The sequence below is a fragment of the Weissella sp. ESL1177 genome (genome assembly GCF_058107185.1).
In genome coordinates this window covers 1,602,876-1,626,736 of sequence record NZ_CM176591.1, presented here as the reverse complement: position 1 = coordinate 1,626,736, position 23,861 = coordinate 1,602,876, and the positions used below count along the sequence as shown (strand labels likewise).

The window sequence follows — 23,861 nt, the reverse complement described above, 5'->3', positions numbered from 1 at the left end:
CGCCCAATGGTTGTTACAGTAAGGCTTCAGTCTTTTGAAACACGTTTAAGGGCGTCAATCTACCAATTAAGTTGATAGATTGACGCTTTTTCAGCTAGTTAGAACGTCTTTTGTCTTTTAATATCGATCAACAGGTGAAATCATTTATGTTACGCAATGTGTTATTTTTCGAAAATGGTGTGAATTTTAAAGAACGGTTGCTTTTTTTGTTAGCATAAGTGATTTATAATTTAAAGCGTAAACCTTAAATATTTAAGGTTAAGGTAAGCTAAAGATAGGTAGTTTTTAAGGTTCAGCGACTATATTAACCATAACGAAATAACCAAGTGCAAAAAGGGGTACATTATGACAGAAAACACGATTAAATTATTAGTTGTCGAAGATGACTATGCGTTGAATGATACAGTGAGGGAAACAATTGCTGAGTTAGGTGAAGTCGTTCAAGTTCATGATGGTGATGAGGGATGGTTTGAAATTGAATCTGGGGTCTATGATGCTGTTATTTTAGACGTCATGTTACCTGGACAAGACGGTTTTACGATTTTAAAGAAAGCAAAAGAACAATTTCCAAATCTACCAATCTTAATGTTAACTGCTAAGGGTGAATTGGCAGATAAAATGCAAGGATTTGATTTAGGTGCTGATGAATATATTACGAAACCATTTTATAAAGAAGAATTATTAGCACGTTTGAAGACGTTACTTCGTCATACAGGTGTTCTAGGTCAAGATGGCGCCTTGGAAGTTGGCAATGTACAAATCTTTGTGGATCAACATAAAGTTTTAGTTGATGGCCAAGAAGTTAGTTTGCAAGGACGTGAGTTTGGTCTGTTAGTTTATTTAGTACAACACGTTGGTCAGATTGTTACGAAAGATCAAATTTTTGATCGACTATGGGGATTTGATTCTGATACGTCACTAACAGTTGTTGAAGTTTATATGTCTAATTTACGTAAGAACTTGCGTCAAGCGGAGGCCCAAGTTAATATCAAAACATTGCGTAATGTGGGTTACACATTAAACGCAACAACTGAGGAATAATGACAAACAAAAAGTCAACGAAGACACGTCACATTCGTTTAAGAAAGTTGAAATTACCGAAGTGGCTGCAAAGAATCCGCACTTCGCTGTCACAGCAAGTTAAAATGACTATCCTAATGGTCGTTGGGTTTACCTTAGTGTTTGTTTTGATTGGTACTTTTTCAATTAGTCAATTTCGGACGGTGATGTATGGCAATGCTCAGTCTAGAGTCGGGCGAGCATTTCAAGTACCTGCAAATCGTTTTGACCGGCCAGTTGTTCAAACTGAAACGGCACAAATTACTGATTATGTTGATTCTTTTAAAAGAACGTTAAAATTACCTAAAGCAAACCATGTTTATTTACGTCAATATCGTGGTAGTTGGTATTTCTTTAATCGACATGGTAATGAATTAGCTTATGTTGATGTCACAACTGAACATGCATTGGTAGAATCATATCAGACACGATTGTTTTGGATTTATGTGTTGTCTGAGTTGGCCTTGTTATTAATGGGTATAGCATTAACGCGCGCGAATATGCGACCGATCATTCGATCTTGGAACCAACAACGGACCTTCGTGGCTGATGCAGCCCACGAATTTAAAACACCAATGACAGTTATTCAAAATAATTTGGAACGGATGCTTGAACATCCAAATGATACCGTGATGGATCAAGTTGAAAGTGTTGCTAATGCCTTGACTGAAGTGCGCCATTTAAATCATTTAACTGGTGACTTATTGACATTGTCACAAGCTGATGCAGATATTCCAATGTTTGCTTTTGAGGAAATGGATCTTGCAAAAACCGTTCGTGAAGTTGGTGATATCTATGAATATAATGCTAATGAAAAGAATCAGACATTATCAGTTGATGTACCAGAAACATTGTCAATTGTTGGTGATGCACAACGATTACGTCAATTATTAGTAATCCTGACTGATAATGCGCAAAAGTATGCTGGTGAGGGTGCTAGCGTGACAATTTCGGCAGCAGCAACGAATAACAATATTAAAATTATGGTTGCTGATACTGGTAAGGGTGTGTCAGATGAAGATAAGAAGCATCTGTTTGATCGTTTCTATCGAATTGATAAAGCCCGATCACGTTCAACGGGTGGTCATGGGCTTGGCTTGGCCATTGCAAAGTGGGTTGTACAAGGTCATCGCGGTACGATTGATATTTTGGACAATCAACCACATGGGACAATCTTTAAGATTTTAATTCCTAAAAGTCAAAAAAATACGTAGTTAAAAAAGATAGTGTGACAAAAGACGTTTTGAAGCCGATTGTAACAACAATTAGGTGATTTTGGTTCACAGTATAACGAAGAACCGGAAGCGCCTAATTGTTGTTACAGTAAGGCTTCAGTCTTTTGGAACACGTTTAAAGGCGCTAATCTACCAATCAAAATTGATAGATTAGCGCCTTTTTCCGCTGATTATAACGATTTATGTCTCAGCCCCTTTTGTCTTACTCTCGTTTTGAATAGTGATTACTTTAAATTAAGGGCTGGGGATGTGAATCGAATATCTCAACCGTTTCATCTTGACGCCCAACAACAACCTGGTCAACCACATTTAAAAATAAGCCATGTTCGACAACACCAACCATGCTAGCTAATTCACGACCTAATTTAAATGGGTCAGGCATTTTATCAAAATGGAGATCAAATAAATAATTAGCTGAATCCGTGCGCACGGGATTACCGTTCTGATCTAAACGCCATGTTGGTTGATAACCAGCGTATTGTAGACGCTTGAACAATTGATCGGCACCATAGGGAATAATTTCAACTGGCAAATAATGAGTCAATTGTGGGGCTAGTTTAGTATCATCGATGACCCAAATATTACGTCGTGAATTGACGGCAACAATTTTTTCCCAAAGTAATGCAGCACCACCACCTTTAATAGCAGCAAAATTCTTGTCAATTTGGTCGGCACCGTCGATTGTTAAATCGATGTGATCAACATCATCAACGTTATGCATTGGAATGCCAAGTTTTGCTGCTGTACGACGAGTTTTATCAGAGGTTGGCACTCCTTTAATATTTAAACCTTCTTCTGCGACACGTTTCCCCAAAGCTTCGATGACATAAGCGATTGTTGAACCAGAACCGATACCAACGACCATACCATCTTCAACGAACTCAGCTGCACGGTACCCAGCCATTTTTTTAAGTGCAGTTTGATCTGCCATAATGATAATGCCTCTTTCTTATTTTTTATAACACTATTATCTCTCATTATCAGTGAGTTAGGCAAATCTCAGGTTAGAAAATGTTACACTAGGTAAATAACTTTTAAAAAAGGTGGCAAAATGTCATGATCGAGATGTGGCACGAAGAAAAAATTAACGCGTTTAGACAGACTTTATTACAATGGTATGATCGAGAAGGTCGGGCAGATTTGCCTTGGCGACAGGATCATGAACCTTACCATGTTTGGGTGTCTGAGATTATGCTACAACAGACACAAGTACAAACCGTGATACCGTATTTTGAAAGATTTATGGCAACCTTTCCAACAATCAGTGATTTAGCAAATGCACCAGAGCAAGTATTGTTGAAAACATGGGAAGGTTTGGGATATTACTCACGTGTTCGTCATATGCAAAAAGCTGCCCAACAAGTTGTTAATGAGTATGCAGCAGTTTGGCCTAATAATATGCAGGATTTGCAAAAATTGGCTGGCATTGGCCCATATACAGCAGCTGCGATTGCAAGCATTTCATTCAATGAACCCGTACCAGCAATTGACGGGAATGCTTTTCGTGTTTTGGCACGGTTATTTAAAATTGATGCAGATATTGCACAAACCAAAACGCGACAAATTTTCTTTGATGTTGGTAAAAAAATTATTGATCCACAACGACCTGGAGATTTTAATCAAGCGATAATGGATTTAGGGTCATCTTATATGAGTGCTAAGAATTATGATAGTGAACATTCACCAGTAAAAGCATTTAATGCGGCATATTTAGATGGCACTGAAGACTTTTATCCAGTGAAAACCAAGACACCCAAGCCAAAGCCTGTGACTTATTTTGCCATTGCAGTTCAGTCACCTGTTGGTTACTTATGGGAACAACGACCAGCAAATGGCTTATTGAGTCATTTTTGGACGATGCCGTTATATCCATTAACAGATTTCGTACAGGACACAGACGCGAATTGGACAGAAGATGAAATGATTCAAGCAACGCAAAAACGATTAGCGATGGATTATGGTATCGTGGCTAATTTAAAGAAGTTACCTGGGCGACCAGTAACACATGTTTATACACATTTAAAGTGGACCGTTACCATTTTAACCGCTGAAGTGAGTGCACAACGATTAACACGTGGTAAATGGCAAACGATGGCGGATAGTCAAAAAGATCCACAACCAAAAATACAAGAAAAAATATGGCAACGTTTAAAGTAGGCGTTTATGAATAATGAAAACAGGTGGACAAAATAATGGAAAAAATATTATTGGATATGGATCCAGGAATTGATGATGCAGCTGCGATTGCAATTGCATTAACAGACGATACCTTTGAAGTACAATTGTTAACAACGGTTGCTGGTAATGTGTCAGTTGATAAGACAACGCGTAATGCACTACGATTAGTGGAATTTTTTCACAAATCAGCGACTGTATCTGTTGCTGCTGGCGCTACTCGTCCTTTAATCAAAAAATATGAAGACGCGGCGGATATTCATGGTAAATCAGGTATGGCTGGCTGGACATTTCCACCTGTGACCAGCAAGCCTTTAACTGAACATGCAGTGACAGCAATTCATGATGTCTTAAGTAAGAGTGAAGAACCTTTAACGCTTGTTGCAACAGGAGCCTTTACGAATATCGCATTATTGATTCGGATGTATCCAGAAATATTGCCTAAAATAAAACAGGTCGTTGTGATGGGCGGATCTTTAGGAAAAGGCAATATAACGAGTGTTGCTGAGTTTAATGTGTATACTGATCCCCATGCAGCAAAGATATTATTCGAATCAGGATTATCAATAAAAATGATTGGTTTAAATGTGACTTTACAGGCGTTATTAAGTAAAGAAAACATTGATAAATTAGGTGAAATCAATCAAACAGGTAAAATGCTTCAGTCATTATTTAAATACTATGCAGACGATGAAGATGGTGCAAAACCGATGCATGATGTGAATACATTGTTTTATCTAGCGCATCCAGAATCCTTTCAATTTCATGACTATCAAGTGACTGTTGTCACAGAAGGACCAGCCATGGGAGCAACTGTTGTCCATGAAAATTCAGCGACAAATGTTAGCGTGGCAACATCTGTAGATGTTATAGCATTTAATAATTGGTTTATAAACAAAATTTCAGCGATTTAATGGCATAGGTGTTGGTGTTTCACGTGGAACATTAACACCTTGTTTTTTAGATTCAACCACGTCAATCTATTGAATAGATAGGCATTTTGCGGTATTCTTTTAGTATTGGAATCAGTTTGGAGAAAGATAATGAATCCCGAAGAATTTGCGGCGGCACTACGCGAAAAAAACGTTATTTTAGATGATAAACAATTGTCACAATATCAAACATACTATAATCGTTTAGTAGCGGTGAATGAACATATGAATTTAACTGCTATTACAGAGCGCGATGAAGTGTATTTAAAGCATTTTTTTGATTCACTGACTTTAGCTTGGGCCTATCCAAAGTTACAGACTGAAGCGCTTCATATGATTGATGTTGGTGCAGGAGCAGGTTTTCCGTCATTACCATTGAAAATAGCCTTTCCACAATTGAAAATTACGATTATTGATGCACTTAACAAGCGAATTAAATTTTTACAAGAATTAGTCACAGAACTTGGACTATCAAATGTAACAGTTGTTCATGCTCGTGCGGAAGAGTTTGGCCATAAGAAATCACCACACCGTGAGCAATATGACGTTGCAACTGCACGAGCGCTTGCGAGATTAAATGTATTGGGTGAATTAACGCTACCGCTTGTTAAAGTTGGGGGAGCACTTTTAGCCATGAAAGGTAGTGCTGCCGATGAAGAATTAATTGAGGCAAAAGATGCCATAACAAAATTGGGTGGCAAGATTGGTGAAACGATCCCAGTTAATTTACCAAATGGTGATCCACGATCAATTATTATCATTCATAAAAAAGTGGCCACACCTAATCGTTATCCACGGAAACCGGGAGATCCAGCGCGTAAGCCACTGTAGGAAGGGGAAAGTAATGGGACACATTATTGCATTGGCAAACCAAAAAGGTGGTGTTGGTAAAACAACGACTACTGTCAATTTGGCTGCATCATTAGCAACCTTTGGTAAAAAAGTACTCATCATTGATACTGATGCCCAGGGGAATGCGACTTCAGGTACAGGTGTACATAAGTCAAATATTTCGCAAGATATTTATGATGTATTAATTAACGATGTACCGTTAGAAGATGTTATTTTACCAACTTCACATGAAGGTGTTGATATTGTACCAGCAACAATTCGGTTGGCTGGTGCGGAATTAGAGTTAGCGCCAGTGATGGCACGTGAATTACGCTTGAAAAATGCGCTTGGTGACATTCGTGAACAATATGACTACATTTTAATTGATAATCCACCTTCATTAGGACTGGTGACCATTAATACTTTTTCAGCAGCTGATTCGATTCTAATTCCTGTCCAGGCAGAGTATTATGCGCTAGAAGGTTTGGGACAATTGATGAATAACATGAAACTAGTGAAAAAGCATTTTAATCCGGATTTGGAAGTTGAAGGGGTCTTAATGACGATGGTGGATCCACGGACAAATTTGTCTGCTGATGTTATTGAAAATGTTCGTGAGTACTTTGGTAGCGAGGTTTATGACACTGTTATTCCACGTAATGTCCGTTTATCAGAAGCACCATCACGCGGTATGGCGATTATTGACTATGACCCTAAGTCTAAAGGGGCAGAAGTTTATACACAATTAGCAAAGGAGGTCCTGACATCTCATGGTGAAATCTAAAAAAACAGGTTTAGGTGGCCTTGGTAAAAAAGGTGGTGGCTTAGGAGCTTTGTTTGCTGATCAGGGTCTTGATACTTCAGTGGCAACTGGTGATGAAGTGCGAGATATTGCGGTTGAAAAGATGGTTGCTAATCCATTTCAACCACGACATGTTTTTAACGAGGAAAAGCTACAGGAATTAGCAGAATCGATTAAACAAAATGGCGTGTTGCAACCGGTTATTGTCCGTCATAATCCTCAAGATAGTAGTCAGTATGAACTGCTTGCTGGTGAGCGTCGGTGGCGAGCATCACAGTTAGCACAAGTAACTGAGATTCCAGCAATTGTCCGTAAATTAGATGATAATCAAATGTTGCAGGCAGCGATTCTTGAAAATTTACAACGTGAAGATCTGACTCCCTTAGAAGAAGCGCAAGCCTATCGTGATATGATGGATGGCTTGCATTTAACGCAAGAACAAGTCGCTAAGCGGTTAGGAAAAGCTCGTTCGGCGGTCGCAAACTTTTTGCGCTTGTTAAATTTGCCCGATGAAGTAAAAGATTTGCTGAATGAAGGCAAATTATCAATGGGACAGGCACGAACATTATTGGGTTTACGTAATAAGCGACGTATTGTGCCAGTTGCTAAGCGAGCCATTACAGAAGGAATGACGGTTCGGCAATTAGAACAATTAGTGAATAAACTTAATGAACAATCTGAACCAGTGAAAAGTCAACCAAGTTTGTCACCATATATCAAAGCTTCAACAACTGCTTTGGAAAATAAGTTTGGTACGAAAGTTCATATGACACGTAATCGTAAAGGCGCTGGTAAAATCGAGATCACTTATTTGTCAGATGAAGATTTAAATCGTATTTTCGAAACCTTAGGCATTGATTTAGATAAGGGATAATGGAGGCAGTGATGTATAACTTACATGATATTGTTGAAATGAAAAAACCACATGCATGCGGTGTTAATAAATGGCAGATTACACGAGTTGGTGCTGATATGAAAATTGTCTGTCAAGGTTGTCAACACCAAGTCGTTATGACACGTCATGATTTTGATAAACGATTTAAACGTGTCTTACAAAATACACAAGATTAATGAATGAAAAGAGAGATAGGTAAATAAAATGGCTCTTACAGCAGGAATTGTTGGCTTGCCAAATGTTGGTAAGTCGACTTTGTTTAACGCAATTACAAAGGCCGGTGCGGAAATGGCTAATTATCCATTTGCGACAATTGAACCAAATGTTGGTATGGTTGAGGTACCTGACGATCGTTTGGATCGTATTCAAGAGTTGATTCCAGCAGACAAAGTTGTGCCAACGACTTTTGAATTTACAGATATTGCGGGAATTGTGAAAGGCGCTTCACAAGGAGAAGGACTTGGCAATAAGTTCTTAGAGAATATTCGTCAAGTGAACGCGATTGTGCATGTTGTACGAGCTTTTGATGACGATGATATTACACATGTTTCTGGTAAAGTTGATCCATTGGATGATATTGAAACCATTAATACCGAATTGGTGTTGGCTGATTTAGAATCAATTGATAAGCGTTATAGTCGTGTGGAAAAAACAGCTAAGTCTGCCAAAGATAAAGAAGCTATTGCAGAATTAGCCGTTTTGGATCAATTGAAACCAGCTTTGGAAGCGGGTAAACCTGCCCGTTCTATCGAATGGGATGACGATGAACAAAAAATCATTCATAATTTATTCTTACTAACATCAAAGCCAGTACTATACGTTGCAAATGTTGCCGAAGATGACATGGCTGATCCTGAATCATCTGAATATTACCAACAAATTAAGCAATATGCTGAAACAGAAGGTGCTGGTGTCATTGGTATTTCTGCTCGGGCTGAAGAAGAGATTGCGGAAATGGATGATGATGATAAGTCTGAATTTATGGCATTACAAGGCATCACGGAACCTGGGTTAAATCGATTGATTCGAGCTGCCTATCATATGCTTGATTTGCGGACCTTCTTTACGGCTGGTGGTAAGGAGACACGTGCTTGGACATTTCGTGCTGGCATGAAGGCACCCCAGGTAGCGGGTGTTATTCACTCAGATTTTGAGCGCGGTTTTATTCGCGCTGAAACAGTTTCATTCGAAGATTTAGATAAGTATGCATCAATGAAGGCGATTAAAGAGGCTGGTCGTCGTCGTTCAGAAGGAAAGGAATATGTTGTGCAAGATGGTGATATTATCGAATTCTTGTTCAATGTTTAATTGGGGGAAATATGACAGAGTCAAAGGAACAAACACAACCACAGGTGCCAGAGCCTACACTACCGACGGTAAAAGAACTCGCAACTTCTGGGTTAACAAGGCGTAATCAAGAGTTTATCCGTCAGATGGTCATTATTGCAAATGGCGATGAATCAAAGGCTCAACTGATTACCGAGGTTGGTGCAAAATTATTAACAGCACAAAAAACGGGTGTGACAGCAAAGCAATTATACAATTCACCAGCTGAAGCAATGGGCTTAAAAACTGAAGCAGAGGAAAAGAGTGAAGCTGGACGTGGCTATGCGAGCTATGGTTTTTGGCCATTGGCAATTGATAATGGGATTGCCTTCTTTATGATGTTCAGTTTTATGTTTGGGTTAACATTACTTTTCAGTGGTGCTGGCGCTTCAAACGGTTCGGCTGGTGCAGCAGGGATTACGTCATTAGTACTAACTTCAGTATTGGGTGGTGTCTTCTTCGCAGCAGTTACTTTAACTATTGCACCACGTAAAGATGGTAAGCATGTGTCATTTTGGAAAAAAGCGATTGTCTCAGTGGTGGCCTTTGCAATTTGGTTCTTGGCATATCTTGGCCTTGCCTATTTGCCTGCAATTATTAATCCTTTGTTGCCAGGATGGTTATACATTGTTTTTGCCGTTATTGCCTTCTTCGGATTCCGCTATTGGCGTGCAAAGACCGGTATTCGTGGTGGTTTCCTAGGTACAAATACACAGCCACAGTCTAAAAAATAAGTAGCCAAAAGGAAGCAACGAGGGTAGATTAATGAAGATTTTGATTGTTGATGATGATCATGAAATTGCTGAATTACTAGAAATCTACGTCAAAAACGAAGGCTATGAGCCAGTAATTGCTAGCGATGGTAAAGAAGCCATGACAAAGATTCGGACAAATCCTGATATCGGTTTAATTATTTTAGATATTATGATGCCCGAAATGAGTGGTACAGAAGTTTTGAAGGAAGTTCGTAAAGATAATCCAGTGCCTATTTTATTGCTATCGGCTAAGTCAGGAGCGATGGATAAAATCCAGGGTCTTATTACGGGTGCAGATGATTATGTGACAAAACCATTCAATCCATTAGAAGTGATGGCACGAGTGCGTGCTTTGCTCAGACGAGCACAAAATGGTTTGGCACAAGCAACGCCAGAAGTATTAGATGTTGGTCCCTTGACGATTAATAAAGATAGTCATGAAGTGCGAACAGCTGATGGTGTTGATATCAATTTAACAGCACTAGAATTTGGTATTTTATATTTACTTGCGTCACATCCAAATCGGGTGTTTAGTGCAGACGATATTTTTGAACGCGTTTGGCAACAAGAATCAGTTGTCTCAGCAAAAACAGTCATGGTCCATGTGTCACATCTACGTGATAAATTGGAAGCTGCTACCGGTGGTAACCAAGTTGTCCAAACAGTATGGGGTGTTGGCTACAAGATCGAAGTACTTTAATTAAGAAAGGCAGTGGGGATGAAACAAAAAATGCTGAATTGGCTGATGCTAATGGTCAAAGCAGTGGTTTCTGCCCTGCTTTTTGTATGCATGGGGATTGGTTTGATTCTCATCATTCAACCAAGTTGGCAGGCTACTAATGTCTGGTCAGAATTAATCTTAGTTACTAGACAGTCGCCAATATTGGTCGTTGCTGTCGGTGTCATTTTATTAGTTATTTGGTTGGGCTTTTTTTGGCAATTTTATGAACAGATGAAGTTGGCGGAATTGATTTTTGCGGTACATGAGTTAGTACCACAAGTTAGCGATACAAAAAGCGCAGGATTGGCAGTTAATCATTGGGGTAGACGGTTACGACCATTAGTTCAGAATGTGAACGATGTGTTTGAAGCTGCTCAACGGACAATGGTTGAAGAACATGAAATTGAACGATCAAAGGATGAAATGGTGACTAATGTTTCACATGATTTACGGACACCATTAACTTCTATTTTGGGTTATCTTGGGTTGATTATTAACGATAATGGTCAACAAAAATTGAGCCGTGCTGATATTATGAAATACGCACAAACAGCTTTTGATAAATCAGGACAAATGAAATCTCTAGTAGAAGATTTATTTGATTACACACAGGTACATCAAGTTGATTTTAAATTACATTGGGCACCATTAGACTTAGCTGCCATGTTACAGCAGTTGGCTGTTAATTATGAATTAGAAGCGAAACAAAAGGGTGTTGTCATTTCAGCAGTATCTAATCCGACAGTTATTGAAATGGTGGGTGATCCAGATCGCTTGGCACGCGTCTTTATGAATCTTATCAATAATGCATTAAAGTATGGTGAAGGTGCCACATTTGTTCGTTTGTCTGCAAAACAGGTGGCAGATAATCAAGTTGAAATTCGAGTGACAAATAATGGTGCGAAAATTCCAGCAGAATCAATCAAGCGGTTATTTGATCGATTTTATCGTGTGGAAAGTTCTCGTAATACCAAAACAGGTGGAACAGGACTTGGCTTGGCGATTGTTAATGGTGTGATTAATGCTCATGGTGGTCAAGTGCGTGTTGAATCAAATGATGATTTGACAAGCTTTATTATTTTATTGCCTTTAACACCGGAAGAAGAAAGTGGCGAATAGTAAAATTAATCAATTAATTATATTACTAGAGCCGTGAATCTACCAGATTAAAATGGGTAGATTCACGGCTCTTTAAATAGCTTTTATCACACGCGTAACAGTCAAATTATTTCGTTGTTGGTACTTCTTTGATAGGGTGCTGTGCTTGTAATGTGGCTAATATTTTTTCGGCTTCTAATTTATGGAATAAAACACTAGCAGCAGATTGCATGAGTTGTGTTTCTAATGATGATCCTTCAGTTGGCGTACTGGTTGGGTTTTTGAAAAAGCCCAGCAATGTATCAACAAATGAATTATATGCATTCTTAGGATAATCATCTGCTGTGATTTGATCGATTGCTGCACGAATTTGATCTAATGAAAAAATAGGTTTTAGTAACGAAATGATTAAAATATCAGCAACCTGTAGCGTTTGATACTTCTTTTTAATTGGTGCTAAAATCATCTTTTTCTTCACATAGTTGTTGATCATTGTAGAGGTTACGGTTGGCATCTCAAGTGGTGCTAATACTTTGTTGATAAATTCTACAACTTGATCCATGTACAAATCAAAATTAGGCAAATCATCCCAATATGGGAAAATGATGTCCTCAAAATTATTTTTTTTTAAATTAGTTATCGTCATAGTTAGCAGCCTCGTATCTTTTCCTTGTTTATAGGGGCAATTATATCACATCTAGACTGTAAAACTAAATGTTAGTAATCCATAGACTAAAATACTGTTAAATGAAACAACGGAAGCTATTTTCGTGCGACAATGGTCGTTAGCTTGTGGTAACATAGAAACAATTTGAATTTATGGGCTAAGGGGTAAAGGTTATGCAGGAATTTATGGCGCTTAATCGAAATTTGAAGTTAAGAACGTTGACTGTGTTTTTAACAGTTCTATTAGGTAGTTCGATTGGCCCCAATATGACAATTTATTATGTGCAATACTTTGGTGCATTTGTTTCGGGATTTTTATTAATGGTTGTTTCAGTTGCTGGTTTTATTGCTGGACTTTATGGTGGCCATTTATCAGATGTGTGGGGCCGTAAACGGACAATCCTGGTTGGTTCGGTATTAATTATTACGGGCTATGGTCTGGCGATGTTAGTCAATGCACCTTGGTATACAAATCCATATATCACTTTTATTGGGTTTTTAATGGCGTCAATTGGTGCTTCGTTATCAGATCCAGCAGAACAAGCGATGATGATTGATGCCTCAACAGTAAAAAATAGGAAATTTGTTTATGCCCTGATTTATTGGGTAATTAATATTGGTGTCATGTTAGGTGCCGCAATTGGTGGATGGTTTTTCCGAGACTATCTTTTCGAATTGTTATTGGGTTCAACGGTGGTGGGTTTGATCAATGCTGCAATTGTGAAATTTGGTATGTCTGAAACTCTGGATATGACGAATGTGCAAGCTAATTCATCGGTCTGGAGTGCGGTAAAATCATACGGACAAGTATTATCAGACAAACGATATGTGCTATTTATGTTTGGTTCTATTTTTTCAGTTGTTATTTATTCACAACCAGATTTCTATTTAGCGGCTCATCTAACACAGTATTTCCATGATTATACATTTGTAGGGATTCATTTTTATGGTCAACGAATGCTTTCCTTTATGTTGGTTATTAATACCGTTGTCATTGTGTTAGCAATGAATGCTATTAATCGCTATACAAACCGTTGGCCATTATTACGAAGCTTTGCGATTGGCACTTTCTTACAAGGACTTGGTTTTGCTGTTTCTTTCTTGTTACGTGATTTTTGGCCATTGGTATTTATTTCATTTGTCTTTACATTAGGTGAAATCATTAATGTACCATCTAGCCAAACAATGCGTGCTGACATGATGAATCCAGTTCAGATCGGTGCTTATTCTGGTGCCTTTTCAGCAACACGCCCAGTTGGAAATATCCTTTCAGGTTTGATGGTATCGTTATCACAGTTTACCAATGATCTCGGTATGGCTACTATCTTGATGTTGGGTACATTTATTGCGATTGGTACAATTGTGAAGGCGGCTAAAATGCCAGCGCATTTTAAAACTGAAAATTAGTTATGATTAAAAGTAACGCGTTATAGCAGTAAAACTGTCAATCGATCCATTTAGTATGGTCGGTTAACAGTTTTTTTGTGTAATAAAAGGGGGTATTATAATTATGTGGAGAAATGTGCAAAATAAAAAGCCAACAAGCGTAATCGCTCATTGACCCTTTGTAGCTGGGATAGCTGGATTCGAACCAGCGAATACACGGTACCAAAAACCGATGCCTTACCACTTGGCCATATCCCAATAATGATGGGGGCTATAGGATTCGAACCTATGAACCCGAAGGAATGGATTTACAGTCCACCGCGTTTAACCGGACTTCGCTAAACCCCCATATGTATCGTTTAAGTAATTAAGATATCACTCAACGAATATATACTATACAGAATAGTTATTTGTTTGTCAACACTATTTGTATAATTTTGTTACGCCACGATTGATAAAATGTATCAGCTGTCCATTCTTTTAAACGGTGACGATTATAACCAACGCTTGGATTATAATAAGTGAGTGATCCCTTTTCTCGTGGGGGGACAGTGACGTGAATATGGCCATAGAAAACATGACGAATATTAGGGTAATGTGCTAGTAATTCGCCCGTTTTTGCTGATCCTAAAACGCCGTTGACCATTGTCCAGCGTGTATTATCTTGCGGATAAAAGAGCTCATCATTAATGGGCGCAAAGTGTGTGAAGAAAATGACTTGTTTGTGTTGCTTCATGGCATCGTCAAATAGCGCTTGCATTTGATAATGGCCAAGAGCCATTCGTTCAATATCACTCATTGGTTGGTCAATGACGCGATCATAATAAAAGCCAGATCGAAAGCGGGCAATCGCCTCAGGTGCAACATTTGGGGCAAAAGTGTAATCATACCAACCGTTATGACCAATAATTCGCCAGTTTGTCTGAGGAATATCAAGATACTGATTATGAAGATAGCTGGTATCTAAGGGTGTTTCTAATTCAGAAAAGGCAATATTACGACCCATATCATGATTACCAGCAATGAAAAGAACTCGTGTATCTGAGGCAAGCGCTTGTTGTAAAGCATGAACGTATTTTAGAGACTTTTCAAAATCATTAAATAAATCACCAGCAATTAAATAGTAATCTGGTTGTAGCTGGTTTAGGGTGGTAATCTGTTGTGTCAAAGCTTTTTCGATATCTTGTTTGTTGACGTCAAAGTGATTGTCACTGGATACGATAATTTTTGTCATAAACGCTCCTTTCTTTACCGGGTTCATCATTTGATTATAACAAGGTCGCAAAAAATTAGCGAAAGATGCTGGTTGTTCTTGTCGAAAGTTATAAAATCAAGTAAACTTTAACGAGTGATCTGACATCACGTTGTTCAGAGTAGAAGAACAGTTGATATGAATAAGGAGTTTTTGATTATGAAAACGGAAAAGAAATTTCTGGGACAACCATATGGTCTAAAAACATTGTTTATGACCGAAATGTGGGAACGTTTCAGTTATTATGGTATGAAAGCCATTTTGTTATACTACATGTGGCATTTAATTAGCACTGGTGATCTTAATATCTCTAGAGCCACAGCTGCATCTATTATGGCGATTTATGCATCGATGGTTTACTTATCAGGTGTAATTGGTGGCTTTATTGCTGATCGTATTTTAGGACAGCGACGGACAGTCTTCTGGGGTGGTGTCCTTATCATGTTTGGGCATATTGCGTTATCACTACCATTTGGGGCAACTGCAATGTTTGTTTCAATGATTTTAATCGTCCTTGGAACAGGGTTACTAAAGCCTAATGTCTCGTCATTAGTTGGTTCATTATATGATGATAATGATAGTTCACGTGATTCAGGTTTTTCAATTTTTGTGTTTGGTATTAATTTAGGGTCATTTATTTCGCCATTATTGGTTGGCTGGACACAAGAAAATATTGGTTTCCATGTCGGCTTCTCACTAGCAGCAATTGGGATGCTTTTTGGGTTGATACAGTATCACTTTGGTGGTAAGCATCTTCATGAAGATTCAAATTATGCACCGGATCCATTACAAGAAGAAGAAATTAAACCATTGGTCGTTAAAATTATTCTTGGTGTGATTTTCTTTATATTAGTGATTATTTTAATGAATCTAATGGGTTGGAATAGTCTCCAAAGTTATATTAATTTATTGACGATTGTGGCAGTGATTTTACCCATCTCGTACTTTGTGTTGATGATTACGTCTACTAAGGTAACCAAAAATGAGCGGTCACGTGTTTATTCATATATTCCGTTATTTTTAGCAGCAGTATTGTTTTGGGCAATCGAAGAACAAGGATCAATTGTTTTAGCAACGTTTGCTGCTGAACGGGTGGACACATCTTGGTTCCCAGCGGCATGGTTCCAATCGTTGAATCCTTTGTTCATTATGCTTTATACACCATTTTTTGCTTGGTTATGGGTAAAGTGGCAAAAGAATCAGCCATCATCACCAATGAAGTTTGCTGTGGGATTAATGTTTGCTGGCGCATCATTCCTATTGATGGCTGTACCAGGAGCATTGTTTGGTACTACTGGTAAAGTATCACCACTTTGGTTAGTTGGTTCGTGGGCACTAGTTATTATTGGTGAGATGCTTATTTCACCCGTTGGTTTATCAGTAACCACGAAGCTAGCACCGAAAGCTTTTATGTCACAAATGATGTCAATGTGGTTCTTGGCTTCTTCAGCAGGATCAGCATTAAATGCTCAGCTAGTAACACTATATTCAGCTGACAATGAAGTTGCTTACTTTACATGGTTTGGTGTGGCATCTGTCGCTCTTGGTGTCTTATTAGTATTCATGGTACCGCGTATTAAGCGATTGATGAGTGGTATTAAATAGAGTCATAAAGCGTTGGCACATCAATCGTTATGAACCAGCTGCAACGGGGCGTCGATCTATCAATTTGATTGGTAGATTGGCGCCTTTAAACGTGTTCCAAAAGACTGAAGCCTTACTGTAACAACAATTAGGCGCTTCCGGTTCTTCGTTATACTGCGAACCAGAATCCCCCAATTATCGTTACAATCGGCTTCAAACCGTCTTTTGTCACATTCTTTTTATCATAAATACTTTAAAAATTAATCATCAATCGGTCACTTGTTTTGGTCGTCATGGGCACCTTAAAAGAAAGTCTTGCATTCTCCATTTTTAATTGGTATGATATAAGAGTTGTCGGGACAGAGTGCCTGACAGAAATATGGGGGTTTAGCGAAGTCCGGTCAAACGCGGTGGACTGTAAATCCATTCCTTCGGGTTCATAGGTTCGAATCCTATAGCCCCCATTATTATTGGGATATGGCCAAGTGGTAAGGCATCGGTTTTTGGTACCGTGTATTCGCTGGTTCGAATCCAGCTATCCCAGCTACAAAGGGTCAATGAGCGATTACGCTTGTTGGCTTTTTATTTTGTCTGATAAAAGATGATGGTATTGACATGAATAACAGGTTGCACTAAAATAATTAAGTTGATGACATTGGGATATGGCCAAGTGGTAAGGCATCGGTTTTTGGTACCGTGTATTCGCTGGTTCGAATCCAGCTATCCCAGTAATATATTGTTAAACATCTGTCTTAAAACAGGTGTTTTTTTTAGTTGTTTATTTCATTTGTTAGGGAGAATTTGTGATATAGAATCTGATGTAAAATAGCTAATTTAGTAACTAATTTATGTTAAAATTAATAGAAATTGACAAATGAAAGGTAATCTATGTTAACGAATTACGATTTAAAAAAACAAGCGAAAACATATGTGCAAGGTAGTAATTTTGGTATAGCAGTGAAGCTATCCGCTATCTTAATTATTTGGCAAATTGTTACCGCAGTTCGAGATAATAATCAGGCAGTTTCTGGCACAATGAGTCAAGCAAAGAATACGGAAACAATGGCGTATTCATCACAATTATTGTCAAACTCATTCTCGTATGCAGTGCAGATTTTTACAACGAGTTTATTATCAGAAGTTATTTTTGGTGTGTTTACATTAGGGATTACTTGGGCGTTTGTGCAGTGGCATCGTCAAAAAAAGGGACCTGAAAAACCTTTCCAAACTAGTTTTCATTTTTGGAGTGGTAAAACAATTGTTGATATTGTCGTGTTATTAGGATTACGATTTATCTTCACCGTCTTGTGGACGTTTGTATTTATTATTCCAGGTATTTTGAAAGCTTATTCGTATTCACAGGCCCCGCTGTTATACGCAGAGGATGTGAAGGCTGGTCGAGAAATTGCGTCAATTACATCATATTTAAAAAAATCTGAGGAAATGATGCGTGGTTACCGGTTGCAATTATTCTGGTTACAAATTAGTTTTATTTTTTGGTGGATTTTTGTCTCGTTGACTTATGGTATTGCAGCAATCTATGTTATTCCATACTATCAAGCAACTTTGGCTGAATTCTATTTAGCGGTTCGTTCAGGAAAACCTATGCAACGGAGAACGATGCCGTTCGATGAAAATGATGAACTGTAAAGAGTTACTATGACGGATCAAGACTTACAGCGATTGGTTGAAAAAATATCTAAAGCGTTTTTTGGAAGATCATTTGAACACCAAGCTAGGTTTAATGACCGGTTGAGGACAACAGGTGGCCGTTATTTATTGACCAGTCATGATATTGAAATTAATCCATTGATGTTGTCAGCTTTTGATTTAGATAACCTTGTTGGTATCATTAAACATGAGTTAGTTCATTATCATTTGCATAGACAACAACTGCCATACATGCATCGTGATCAAGCATTTAAAGATTTATTGCAACAAGTTCATGGGTTACGGTATGCACCACGTATTGTTAAGCCCCATGAAGAAAAACGATATTGGCTTTATGTTTGTCAAAATGGTCATAAAATATATCGACAACGTCGTATTAATTTAGCGCGCTATGTTTGTGGTGACTGTCAAACAGCGCTAAAATTAGTAGGATATTATTATTTAGAAAATTGATTAAAATACCCGGACAGGGTGAATGTTTAAATAAGAGTAGAAGTATTTAGGAAGAGATAAAATGAGCCAAAATGTTACAAATAAGCCACGTTACATTACGGGATTTGATGGGCTTAGAGCAATTGCTGTTATTGGAGTAATTATATTTCATTTATGGCCAACGTATTTACCCGGTGGTTGGATGGGTGTCCCATTGTTTTTCGTCCTATCAGGGTATTTAATTACAGATTTATTGATCCAAGAATATGATCGTAATGGTCGCATAGATATTTTAGGATTTTATAAACGCCGAATGAAACGTTTGTATCCTGCATTATTAATGATGTTATTTGCTACAGCATCCTATATTGCATTTTTTGCCCGCGATTTACTATATAATTTACGCGCAATTTTAGTTAGTAACATGTTATATGTCTATAATATTTGGGCAACTAAGCATGGTGATTCATATTTTGATTCATGGGGTGGTTCATCACCGTTTACCCATTTATGGTCATTATCAATTGAAGGTCAATTTTATTTAATTTGGCCAATTATTGTTATGATTTTATTAGGATTGCGTATTCGCCGTATTTCCATTGGTGTTGCTTTGATTGGGCTTGCGGGCGTCTCAGCAATCTTATTGGGCATCATGTATGATCCAATGAACATTAATCGTGCCTACTATGGTTCAGATACACGTATTTTTGCAGTTTTATTTGGTGCCGCATTAGCATTTGGTTGGCCGTCTAGGCGGATGAAATATATTTTATCGCCACGTGTACGTCGCAATTTGAATGTTTTAGGTGGTATTGCCCTCGCGTTAACAATTGTGACGTTGTTTGGCTTGAATGGTCAATGGCGTGCAACATATATGGGCTTGATGTTTGCTGCAACAGCAGTGATCACAGGTTTAATTGCCATCACAGCTCATCCAGCATCCTTTTTGAGTCATGCATTAGATAATCGTTTTTTGAACTATTTGGGTACGCGTTCATATAGTATTTATTTGTATCAACTACCTGTGTTTGTATTTTTTGATAAATTGATACCACAGCACGAATCATTTTTAATGAATCTAGCAAAAATTGCAATTGTGTTAGTGCTAGCAGAATTGAGTTATCGCTACGTTGAAAATGTCTTCCGTCAGCTTAAAAAGCCAGCAATACCTGAAAAAACATCGTGGTACAAACAGTTCTTTGGTGCACATTCTGTCCAAGCAATGCTAGTTGTGGCGGTATTATTGATTGCAGGGACTGGTTATGCGGTATCAGCAGATGCTTCAGGACATGCAAAACCCAAAAATACGTTAGAAAAGCGACTAACTAAAAATAAAGATCGCATCAGTCAGGCAAATAAAAAAGCTGTTGCACAAGCAAAACAAGCGCAAAAAGATCAAAAAGACAAGAAAGACCAAACGAGTGCGCAGTCATCTAGTCAAAAGATTGATCCACAGTCGTTATCACAGTCTGATCGTGATTTGATGGGAAAGTATGGTCTTAATGCAGATCAATTTACAGCAATTCGTGATAATCGCGTGACAGCAGTTGGTGACTCTGTCATGGTTGATGTTGCGCCTGATTTACAAGAGTTAATGCCAAATACCGTTGCAAATGCGACAGTTGGTCGGCAACCGTATTCTGTGCCAGAAATCCTTGAATCATATGATAGTCAAAGTTTGTTATCACAAAATGTTGTTATTTCCATCGGAACGAATGGTTTGATTGGTGAAAATGATTTTAAAAAGATCATGGATACTGTTGGTAATGACCGGCAAGTCTATTGGGTTAATGGATTTGCTAGTCGTGATTGGGTTGGTAAGAATAATAACTTCTTAACTGAACAAGCAAAACGTTATAAGAATCTGCATATTGTTGATTGGGCAGCACTCGTGAAAGATCATCAGGATTGGTTAGGTGATGATCATGTACATCCAAATCAAAATGGTTCTGTACAATATGCTGCACTGATTGCGAAAACAATGGCTGAACAAAATAAATAAATAATTCACTGTCAATCTGCTAGGTTAAGCTAGTCAGATTGACAGTTTTTTTTAGATGTTGCACTAACTATTTGTACGTGTTATTATTAACTGGTTAATTAACCGGTTAAGGAGATGTACAGATGACAAATCATGATTATGCAAGTCAAATTGATGAATTTTTAAATCATTTAAAGTTAAGTTCCGAAAATCAACGTGAGGTGTTGATTGGTGAAAATAAAACAGATATTACGACAACGCAAGGACATCTGTTGATGTTGTTATCACAAAATGGTCCCCAAACAAATTCAGAACTTGCACGTGCGTTGCACGTTTCTGGTGCCGCCGTAACTAAGGCAATGAAGAGTTTATATATACGTGATGAGCCAATGGTCAATGCCATGCCAGACCCGGCAGATGGGCGTGTTAGTCGCTGGTCATTAACAACGTTAGGTATTTCATTAGCGTCTGCACACACACGACGTCATCGTGAAACCATCGTGGAATATGAAAAATTATTAGATACATTTTCGAAAGAGGAACAGGCGGTCATTAGTAAATTCTTAACGCAATTATCAGTATGCTTAACAGGAGAAATACATGAATAACAAACAGTCAAAGTTTATTTGGGTGCCAATTATTTTAGTCATTGTATTACTAGGTATGATTTTTTATCGTGCGTGGCAACGACAAACACCAACAGTTAAAACCAATAAAATTACCGTTGTTGCTAGTCTGGATAGCTATGGTGAAATGGCCAAAGCGGTTTTAGGGAATCAAGGAAAAGTGACGAGTGTGATCAATAAGCCAGATATGGACCCTCATGAATATGAACCAACGGCAAGTGTTGCCAAGCAGTTCCAAAAAGCAAATATTATTATTTCTAATGGTGGTGGCTTTGATAATTGGAGTGTCAATTTTGCGAAACAAAATACAACCGCTAAGACGATTACGTTAGCAAAGCTTTATCATTATAAAGATGGTCAGAGTGGTGGTAATGAACATTTTTGGTATAAAACCGATGTGATTCCTCGTTTAACACAACAATTAGTCAAAAAATATAGTGCATTAGTGCCAGCAAAACAAGCCTACTTTGAAAAGAATGCAAAAAATTATCAAAAGAAAGCAGAAAAATTAATCAATTTACAAAATCAAGTTAAAAAGCATTTGACGGGGAAAAAATTATTGGCAACTGAACCAGTGTTTGATAACACATTGATAGCATTAGGTGCTGATATGCAAGATCAAAACTTTGCTCGGGCTATTGAAGAAGGCGATGATCCAACACCAAGTGATGTACGTGAATGGCAGACGCTCATTAATCAGGGGAAAATTGCTGTCGTGATTAATAATCCTCAAGCAACTGGTAAATTGGCGAAGCAAGGTGTGGCTTATGCGAGGGCCCATCATGTACCTGTTGTTCAGGCACGTGAAACAAAACCGGCAAAGACAACATATATTGATTGGCAAATCCAACAATTAAAAGCGTTAGATGAGGCATTACAAAAATGAAGATTTTAAGTGGTAAAAATATTGGTATTAAATTTGGTGATCGTTGGTTGTATCAGAATGTTAATTTCGAATTAACACAAGGACATAATATGGCCTTGATAGGTGATAATGGGGTTGGAAAAACAACCTTGATTCGTGCGATGCTTGGGAAAATACCTTTAACGACAGGACAATTTGAATGGGATAAAAAGAGCCAATATAAAATTGCGTATGTGCCACAGTATCGGCCGGATATGCAAGCTTTTCCATTGCGAATCAAAGATTTTGTGGGTCTAACTTTCGATCAAGGGGTACGACCATGGTTATCAAAAAGTGAAAAAGATCGTTTGGCACAGATATTATCTTTGACAAATTTAACCACCATTGCTAATCAACGTATTGACATGGCGTCTGGTGGCGAACGGCAACGTGCTTATTTGGCACAGGCATTGGTGCAACAACCCAATGTTTTGATATTAGATGAAGCAACAGCTAATTTAGATAATGTTGCCAAATATGAATTAATGGATGTTATCACAGCTTATCAACAACAGTATCAACTAACGATTATTATGGTTAGTCATGATATTGATATCATCCAACGTTACGCTGATGAATATTTACTCTTAACAACACAAGGCAGTGAATACGATACGATTAATCAGCTAGATGTTATGAAACTACGTGAGGGAGGCACAAATTTTGTTTAGTTTTCCATTTATGCAACATGCTTTTGTAGCCGGCACGATTATCGCGATAATGAGTGGCCTGATTGGACCATTCATTGTTGCTCGACGCATGTCCTTCTTAGCACATACATTGAGTGAGATTGGTTTTGCAGGGGCCTCTTTTGCTTTGTTTATGAGTTGGTCACCATTAGTGGGGATGCTGTTATTTTCAGTTGTTGCTTCAATGAGTATTGGTGAGTTAGGGATGAAAGAGCAACGTTCTGAATCATTGATATCAGCAGTGAGTGCGGTGGCGATTGGCTTAGGAATTGCCTTCTTATCGTTATCTGATAAAAATGCGACCGCTGCTACAGGCATTTTATTTGGTTCAATTTTTAGTATTGACCATATTGATGTTGTGGAAGTGGTTGTCTTGGCCTTAATCGTTATTTTAGTCACATTACTAATGTATCGACCATTACGTCATTTTGCTTTTGATCACACGACAGCTAGTTTTAGTTTGAAAAATATTCAGTTGATTGAGGTGCTATTTTTAGGTTTAATGGCGGTGACAGTCGCTGTTTCTGCTCAAATTGTTGGGTCATTGTTAATTTTTATTCTAATGATTTTACCAGCAAGTTCAGCAATGCGTTGGGGTAGATCGGTTGCCCAAATTATTGTTTTGGCAATGACATTCTCCGTTTTAGGTGTCTGGGTATCGCTTGTACTATCATTTTGGCTAAATTTGCCAGTTTCATTTTTTATTGCTTTGATTGAAGCTGGTATTTACTTCGTTAGTTTAATGAAAAAAAGATAGTTGATTTCGGCTGATTATCGTTCATTAAACTTGCTTATAAATACACCATTTGATACAGTTATAAATGGTATGCTTATGTTTATT

General features: G+C 38.0%; 24 protein-coding genes and 5 tRNA genes. 24 read left to right on the top strand and 5 right to left on the bottom strand.

Translation table 11 applies throughout. The features are described from left to right. Positions 1-345 precede the first annotated feature (345 nt). Both AC3B5D_RS07960 and AC3B5D_RS07955 read left to right on the top strand, forming a co-directional pair. Positions 346-1,041, top strand: a complete 696-nt coding sequence (locus tag AC3B5D_RS07960; RefSeq protein ID WP_489840556.1) for a response regulator transcription factor — start codon at positions 346-348, stop codon at positions 1,039-1,041. Beyond that, positions 1,041-2,273, top strand: a complete 1,233-nt coding sequence (locus AC3B5D_RS07955) for a sensor histidine kinase (RefSeq protein ID WP_489840557.1) — start codon at positions 1,041-1,043, stop codon at positions 2,271-2,273. The genes AC3B5D_RS07960 and AC3B5D_RS07955 overlap by 1 nt, the downstream gene beginning before the upstream one ends. A 250-nt stretch (positions 2,274-2,523) precedes the next feature. Here AC3B5D_RS07955 and rpiA read toward each other — a convergent pair whose 3' ends face one another. Next, positions 2,524-3,225, bottom strand: a complete 702-nt coding sequence (rpiA, locus tag AC3B5D_RS07950; RefSeq protein ID WP_489840558.1) for a ribose-5-phosphate isomerase RpiA — start codon at positions 3,223-3,225, stop codon at positions 2,524-2,526. A 125-nt stretch (positions 3,226-3,350) separates the two neighbouring features. Between rpiA and mutY the strand changes: the two genes are divergently transcribed. The 10 genes from mutY to AC3B5D_RS07900 all read left to right on the top strand — a co-directional run bounded on the left by mutY (position 3,351) and on the right by AC3B5D_RS07900 (position 11,850). Beyond that, positions 3,351-4,451, top strand: a complete 1,101-nt coding sequence (gene mutY, locus AC3B5D_RS07945) for an A/G-specific adenine glycosylase (RefSeq protein ID WP_489840559.1) — start codon at positions 3,351-3,353, stop codon at positions 4,449-4,451. A gap of 35 nt (positions 4,452-4,486) precedes the next feature. Next, positions 4,487-5,383 carry a ribonucleoside hydrolase RihC gene (gene rihC / locus AC3B5D_RS07940; RefSeq protein ID WP_489840560.1) on the top strand — a complete coding sequence of 299 codons (897 nt, stop codon included), beginning with the start codon at positions 4,487-4,489 and terminating at the stop codon, positions 5,381-5,383. A 129-nt stretch (positions 5,384-5,512) separates the two neighbouring features. Continuing rightward, positions 5,513-6,232 (top strand): 16S rRNA (guanine(527)-N(7))-methyltransferase RsmG, encoded by a 720-nt coding sequence (rsmG, locus tag AC3B5D_RS07935; protein ID WP_489840561.1) that lies wholly within the window; start codon positions 5,513-5,515, stop codon positions 6,230-6,232. Between the two features lie 13 nt (positions 6,233-6,245). Then, entirely contained in the window at positions 6,246-7,016 is a 771-nt protein-coding gene (locus AC3B5D_RS07930) for a ParA family protein (RefSeq protein ID WP_489840562.1), read from the top strand. After that, the gene (locus AC3B5D_RS07925; protein WP_489840563.1) at positions 7,003-7,908 is read left to right on the top strand and encodes a ParB/RepB/Spo0J family partition protein; all 906 of its coding nucleotides are present in this window, start codon (positions 7,003-7,005) and stop codon (positions 7,906-7,908) included. Before AC3B5D_RS07930 ends, AC3B5D_RS07925 begins: the two co-directional genes overlap by 14 nt. A gap of 11 nt (positions 7,909-7,919) precedes the next feature. Beyond that, positions 7,920-8,105: a DUF951 domain-containing protein gene (locus AC3B5D_RS07920; RefSeq protein ID WP_489840564.1), complete on the top strand. Its 186-nt coding sequence runs from the start codon at positions 7,920-7,922 to the stop codon at positions 8,103-8,105. 28 nt (positions 8,106-8,133) lie between these two features. Next, positions 8,134-9,237 (top strand): redox-regulated ATPase YchF, encoded by a 1,104-nt coding sequence (ychF, locus tag AC3B5D_RS07915; RefSeq protein ID WP_489840565.1) that lies wholly within the window; start codon positions 8,134-8,136, stop codon positions 9,235-9,237. Between the two features lie 11 nt (positions 9,238-9,248). Next, positions 9,249-9,989 carry a DUF1129 domain-containing protein gene (locus tag AC3B5D_RS07910; RefSeq protein WP_489840566.1) on the top strand — a complete coding sequence of 247 codons (741 nt, stop codon included), beginning with the start codon at positions 9,249-9,251 and terminating at the stop codon, positions 9,987-9,989. Positions 9,990-10,020: 31 nt separating this feature from the next. Next, positions 10,021-10,710, top strand: coding sequence for a response regulator (locus AC3B5D_RS07905; protein WP_489840567.1), 690 nt, complete (start codon positions 10,021-10,023; stop codon positions 10,708-10,710). A gap of 18 nt (positions 10,711-10,728) precedes the next feature. Beyond that, on the top strand, positions 10,729-11,850 hold the full coding sequence (locus AC3B5D_RS07900; protein WP_489840568.1) for a sensor histidine kinase: 1,122 nt from the start codon (positions 10,729-10,731) through the stop codon (positions 11,848-11,850). 106 nt (positions 11,851-11,956) lie between these two features. Here AC3B5D_RS07900 and AC3B5D_RS07895 read toward each other — a convergent pair whose 3' ends face one another. Further along, a complete protein-coding gene (locus AC3B5D_RS07895; protein WP_489840569.1) occupies positions 11,957-12,475 on the bottom strand; it encodes a DUF1836 domain-containing protein in 519 nt (172 codons plus the stop codon). Positions 12,476-12,669: 194 nt separating this feature from the next. Between AC3B5D_RS07895 and AC3B5D_RS07890 the strand changes: the two genes are divergently transcribed. Continuing rightward, on the top strand, positions 12,670-13,902 hold the full coding sequence (locus tag AC3B5D_RS07890; protein WP_489840570.1) for an MDR family MFS transporter: 1,233 nt from the start codon (positions 12,670-12,672) through the stop codon (positions 13,900-13,902). A gap of 164 nt (positions 13,903-14,066) precedes the next feature. Here AC3B5D_RS07890 and AC3B5D_RS07885 read toward each other — a convergent pair. The 3 genes from AC3B5D_RS07885 to AC3B5D_RS07875 form a co-directional block, all read right to left on the bottom strand. Then, positions 14,067-14,139: transfer RNA gene (locus AC3B5D_RS07885), tRNA-Gln, on the bottom strand. Positions 14,140-14,146: 7 nt separating this feature from the next. Further along, positions 14,147-14,229: transfer RNA gene (locus tag AC3B5D_RS07880), tRNA-Tyr, on the bottom strand. A gap of 58 nt (positions 14,230-14,287) precedes the next feature. Then, a complete protein-coding gene (locus AC3B5D_RS07875; RefSeq protein WP_489840571.1) occupies positions 14,288-15,115 on the bottom strand; it encodes a metallophosphoesterase in 828 nt (275 codons plus the stop codon). 177 nt (positions 15,116-15,292) lie between these two features. On the opposite strand from AC3B5D_RS07875, the gene AC3B5D_RS07870 reads away from it, so the two are divergent. From AC3B5D_RS07870 to AC3B5D_RS07820, 11 genes are all read left to right on the top strand, one after another. Next, positions 15,293-16,738, top strand: a complete 1,446-nt coding sequence (locus AC3B5D_RS07870) for a peptide MFS transporter (RefSeq protein WP_489840572.1) — start codon at positions 15,293-15,295, stop codon at positions 16,736-16,738. 360 nt (positions 16,739-17,098) lie between these two features. Beyond that, positions 17,099-17,181, top strand: a tRNA-Tyr gene (locus AC3B5D_RS07865). A 7-nt stretch (positions 17,182-17,188) separates the two neighbouring features. Next, positions 17,189-17,261 (top strand) — tRNA-Gln (locus AC3B5D_RS07860). A 112-nt stretch (positions 17,262-17,373) separates the two neighbouring features. Further along, a tRNA-Gln gene (locus AC3B5D_RS07855) sits at positions 17,374-17,446 on the top strand. Between the two features lie 159 nt (positions 17,447-17,605). Continuing rightward, positions 17,606-18,367: a DUF975 family protein gene (locus AC3B5D_RS07850; RefSeq protein ID WP_489840573.1), complete on the top strand. Its 762-nt coding sequence runs from the start codon at positions 17,606-17,608 to the stop codon at positions 18,365-18,367. A 9-nt stretch (positions 18,368-18,376) separates the two neighbouring features. After that, a complete protein-coding gene (locus tag AC3B5D_RS07845; protein ID WP_489840574.1) occupies positions 18,377-18,841 on the top strand; it encodes a SprT family protein in 465 nt (154 codons plus the stop codon). 61 nt (positions 18,842-18,902) lie between these two features. Then, positions 18,903-20,822, top strand: coding sequence for an acyltransferase family protein (locus tag AC3B5D_RS07840; RefSeq protein WP_489840575.1), 1,920 nt, complete (start codon positions 18,903-18,905; stop codon positions 20,820-20,822). Between the two features lie 122 nt (positions 20,823-20,944). After that, complete coding sequence (locus AC3B5D_RS07835; RefSeq protein ID WP_489840576.1) at positions 20,945-21,409, top strand: MarR family transcriptional regulator; 465 nt, start codon at positions 20,945-20,947, stop codon at positions 21,407-21,409. After that, positions 21,402-22,313, top strand: a complete 912-nt coding sequence (locus tag AC3B5D_RS07830) for a metal ABC transporter solute-binding protein, Zn/Mn family (protein WP_489840577.1) — start codon at positions 21,402-21,404, stop codon at positions 22,311-22,313. Before AC3B5D_RS07835 ends, AC3B5D_RS07830 begins: the two co-directional genes overlap by 8 nt. Next, the gene (locus tag AC3B5D_RS07825; RefSeq protein ID WP_489840578.1) at positions 22,310-23,002 is read left to right on the top strand and encodes a metal ABC transporter ATP-binding protein; all 693 of its coding nucleotides are present in this window, start codon (positions 22,310-22,312) and stop codon (positions 23,000-23,002) included. The genes AC3B5D_RS07830 and AC3B5D_RS07825 overlap by 4 nt, the downstream gene beginning before the upstream one ends. Further along, positions 22,995-23,777: a metal ABC transporter permease gene (locus AC3B5D_RS07820; RefSeq protein ID WP_489840579.1), complete on the top strand. Its 783-nt coding sequence runs from the start codon at positions 22,995-22,997 to the stop codon at positions 23,775-23,777. The genes AC3B5D_RS07825 and AC3B5D_RS07820 overlap by 8 nt, the downstream gene beginning before the upstream one ends. Positions 23,778-23,861 lie beyond the last annotated feature (84 nt).

Coding starts and splice junctions, on each gene's coding strand:
- AC3B5D_RS07960 (WP_489840556.1), top strand. CDS start 346: ATGACAGAAAACACGATTAAATTATTAGTTGTCGAAGATGACTATGCG.
- AC3B5D_RS07955 (WP_489840557.1), top strand. CDS start 1,041: ATGACAAACAAAAAGTCAACGAAGACACGTCACATTCGTTTAAGAAAG.
- rpiA (WP_489840558.1), bottom strand. CDS start 3,225: ATGGCAGATCAAACTGCACTTAAAAAAATGGCTGGGTACCGTGCAGCT.
- mutY (WP_489840559.1), top strand. CDS start 3,351: ATGATCGAGATGTGGCACGAAGAAAAAATTAACGCGTTTAGACAGACT.
- rihC (WP_489840560.1), top strand. CDS start 4,487: ATGGAAAAAATATTATTGGATATGGATCCAGGAATTGATGATGCAGCT.
- rsmG (WP_489840561.1), top strand. CDS start 5,513: ATGAATCCCGAAGAATTTGCGGCGGCACTACGCGAAAAAAACGTTATT.
- AC3B5D_RS07930 (WP_489840562.1), top strand. CDS start 6,246: ATGGGACACATTATTGCATTGGCAAACCAAAAAGGTGGTGTTGGTAAA.
- AC3B5D_RS07925 (WP_489840563.1), top strand. CDS start 7,003: ATGGTGAAATCTAAAAAAACAGGTTTAGGTGGCCTTGGTAAAAAAGGT.
- AC3B5D_RS07920 (WP_489840564.1), top strand. CDS start 7,920: ATGTATAACTTACATGATATTGTTGAAATGAAAAAACCACATGCATGC.
- ychF (WP_489840565.1), top strand. CDS start 8,134: ATGGCTCTTACAGCAGGAATTGTTGGCTTGCCAAATGTTGGTAAGTCG.
- AC3B5D_RS07910 (WP_489840566.1), top strand. CDS start 9,249: ATGACAGAGTCAAAGGAACAAACACAACCACAGGTGCCAGAGCCTACA.
- AC3B5D_RS07905 (WP_489840567.1), top strand. CDS start 10,021: ATGAAGATTTTGATTGTTGATGATGATCATGAAATTGCTGAATTACTA.
- AC3B5D_RS07900 (WP_489840568.1), top strand. CDS start 10,729: ATGAAACAAAAAATGCTGAATTGGCTGATGCTAATGGTCAAAGCAGTG.
- AC3B5D_RS07895 (WP_489840569.1), bottom strand. CDS start 12,475: ATGACGATAACTAATTTAAAAAAAAATAATTTTGAGGACATCATTTTC.
- AC3B5D_RS07890 (WP_489840570.1), top strand. CDS start 12,670: ATGCAGGAATTTATGGCGCTTAATCGAAATTTGAAGTTAAGAACGTTG.
- AC3B5D_RS07875 (WP_489840571.1), bottom strand. CDS start 15,115: ATGACAAAAATTATCGTATCCAGTGACAATCACTTTGACGTCAACAAA.
- AC3B5D_RS07870 (WP_489840572.1), top strand. CDS start 15,293: ATGAAAACGGAAAAGAAATTTCTGGGACAACCATATGGTCTAAAAACA.
- AC3B5D_RS07850 (WP_489840573.1), top strand. CDS start 17,606: ATGTTAACGAATTACGATTTAAAAAAACAAGCGAAAACATATGTGCAA.
- AC3B5D_RS07845 (WP_489840574.1), top strand. CDS start 18,377: ATGACGGATCAAGACTTACAGCGATTGGTTGAAAAAATATCTAAAGCG.
- AC3B5D_RS07840 (WP_489840575.1), top strand. CDS start 18,903: ATGAGCCAAAATGTTACAAATAAGCCACGTTACATTACGGGATTTGAT.
- AC3B5D_RS07835 (WP_489840576.1), top strand. CDS start 20,945: ATGACAAATCATGATTATGCAAGTCAAATTGATGAATTTTTAAATCAT.
- AC3B5D_RS07830 (WP_489840577.1), top strand. CDS start 21,402: ATGAATAACAAACAGTCAAAGTTTATTTGGGTGCCAATTATTTTAGTC.
- AC3B5D_RS07825 (WP_489840578.1), top strand. CDS start 22,310: ATGAAGATTTTAAGTGGTAAAAATATTGGTATTAAATTTGGTGATCGT.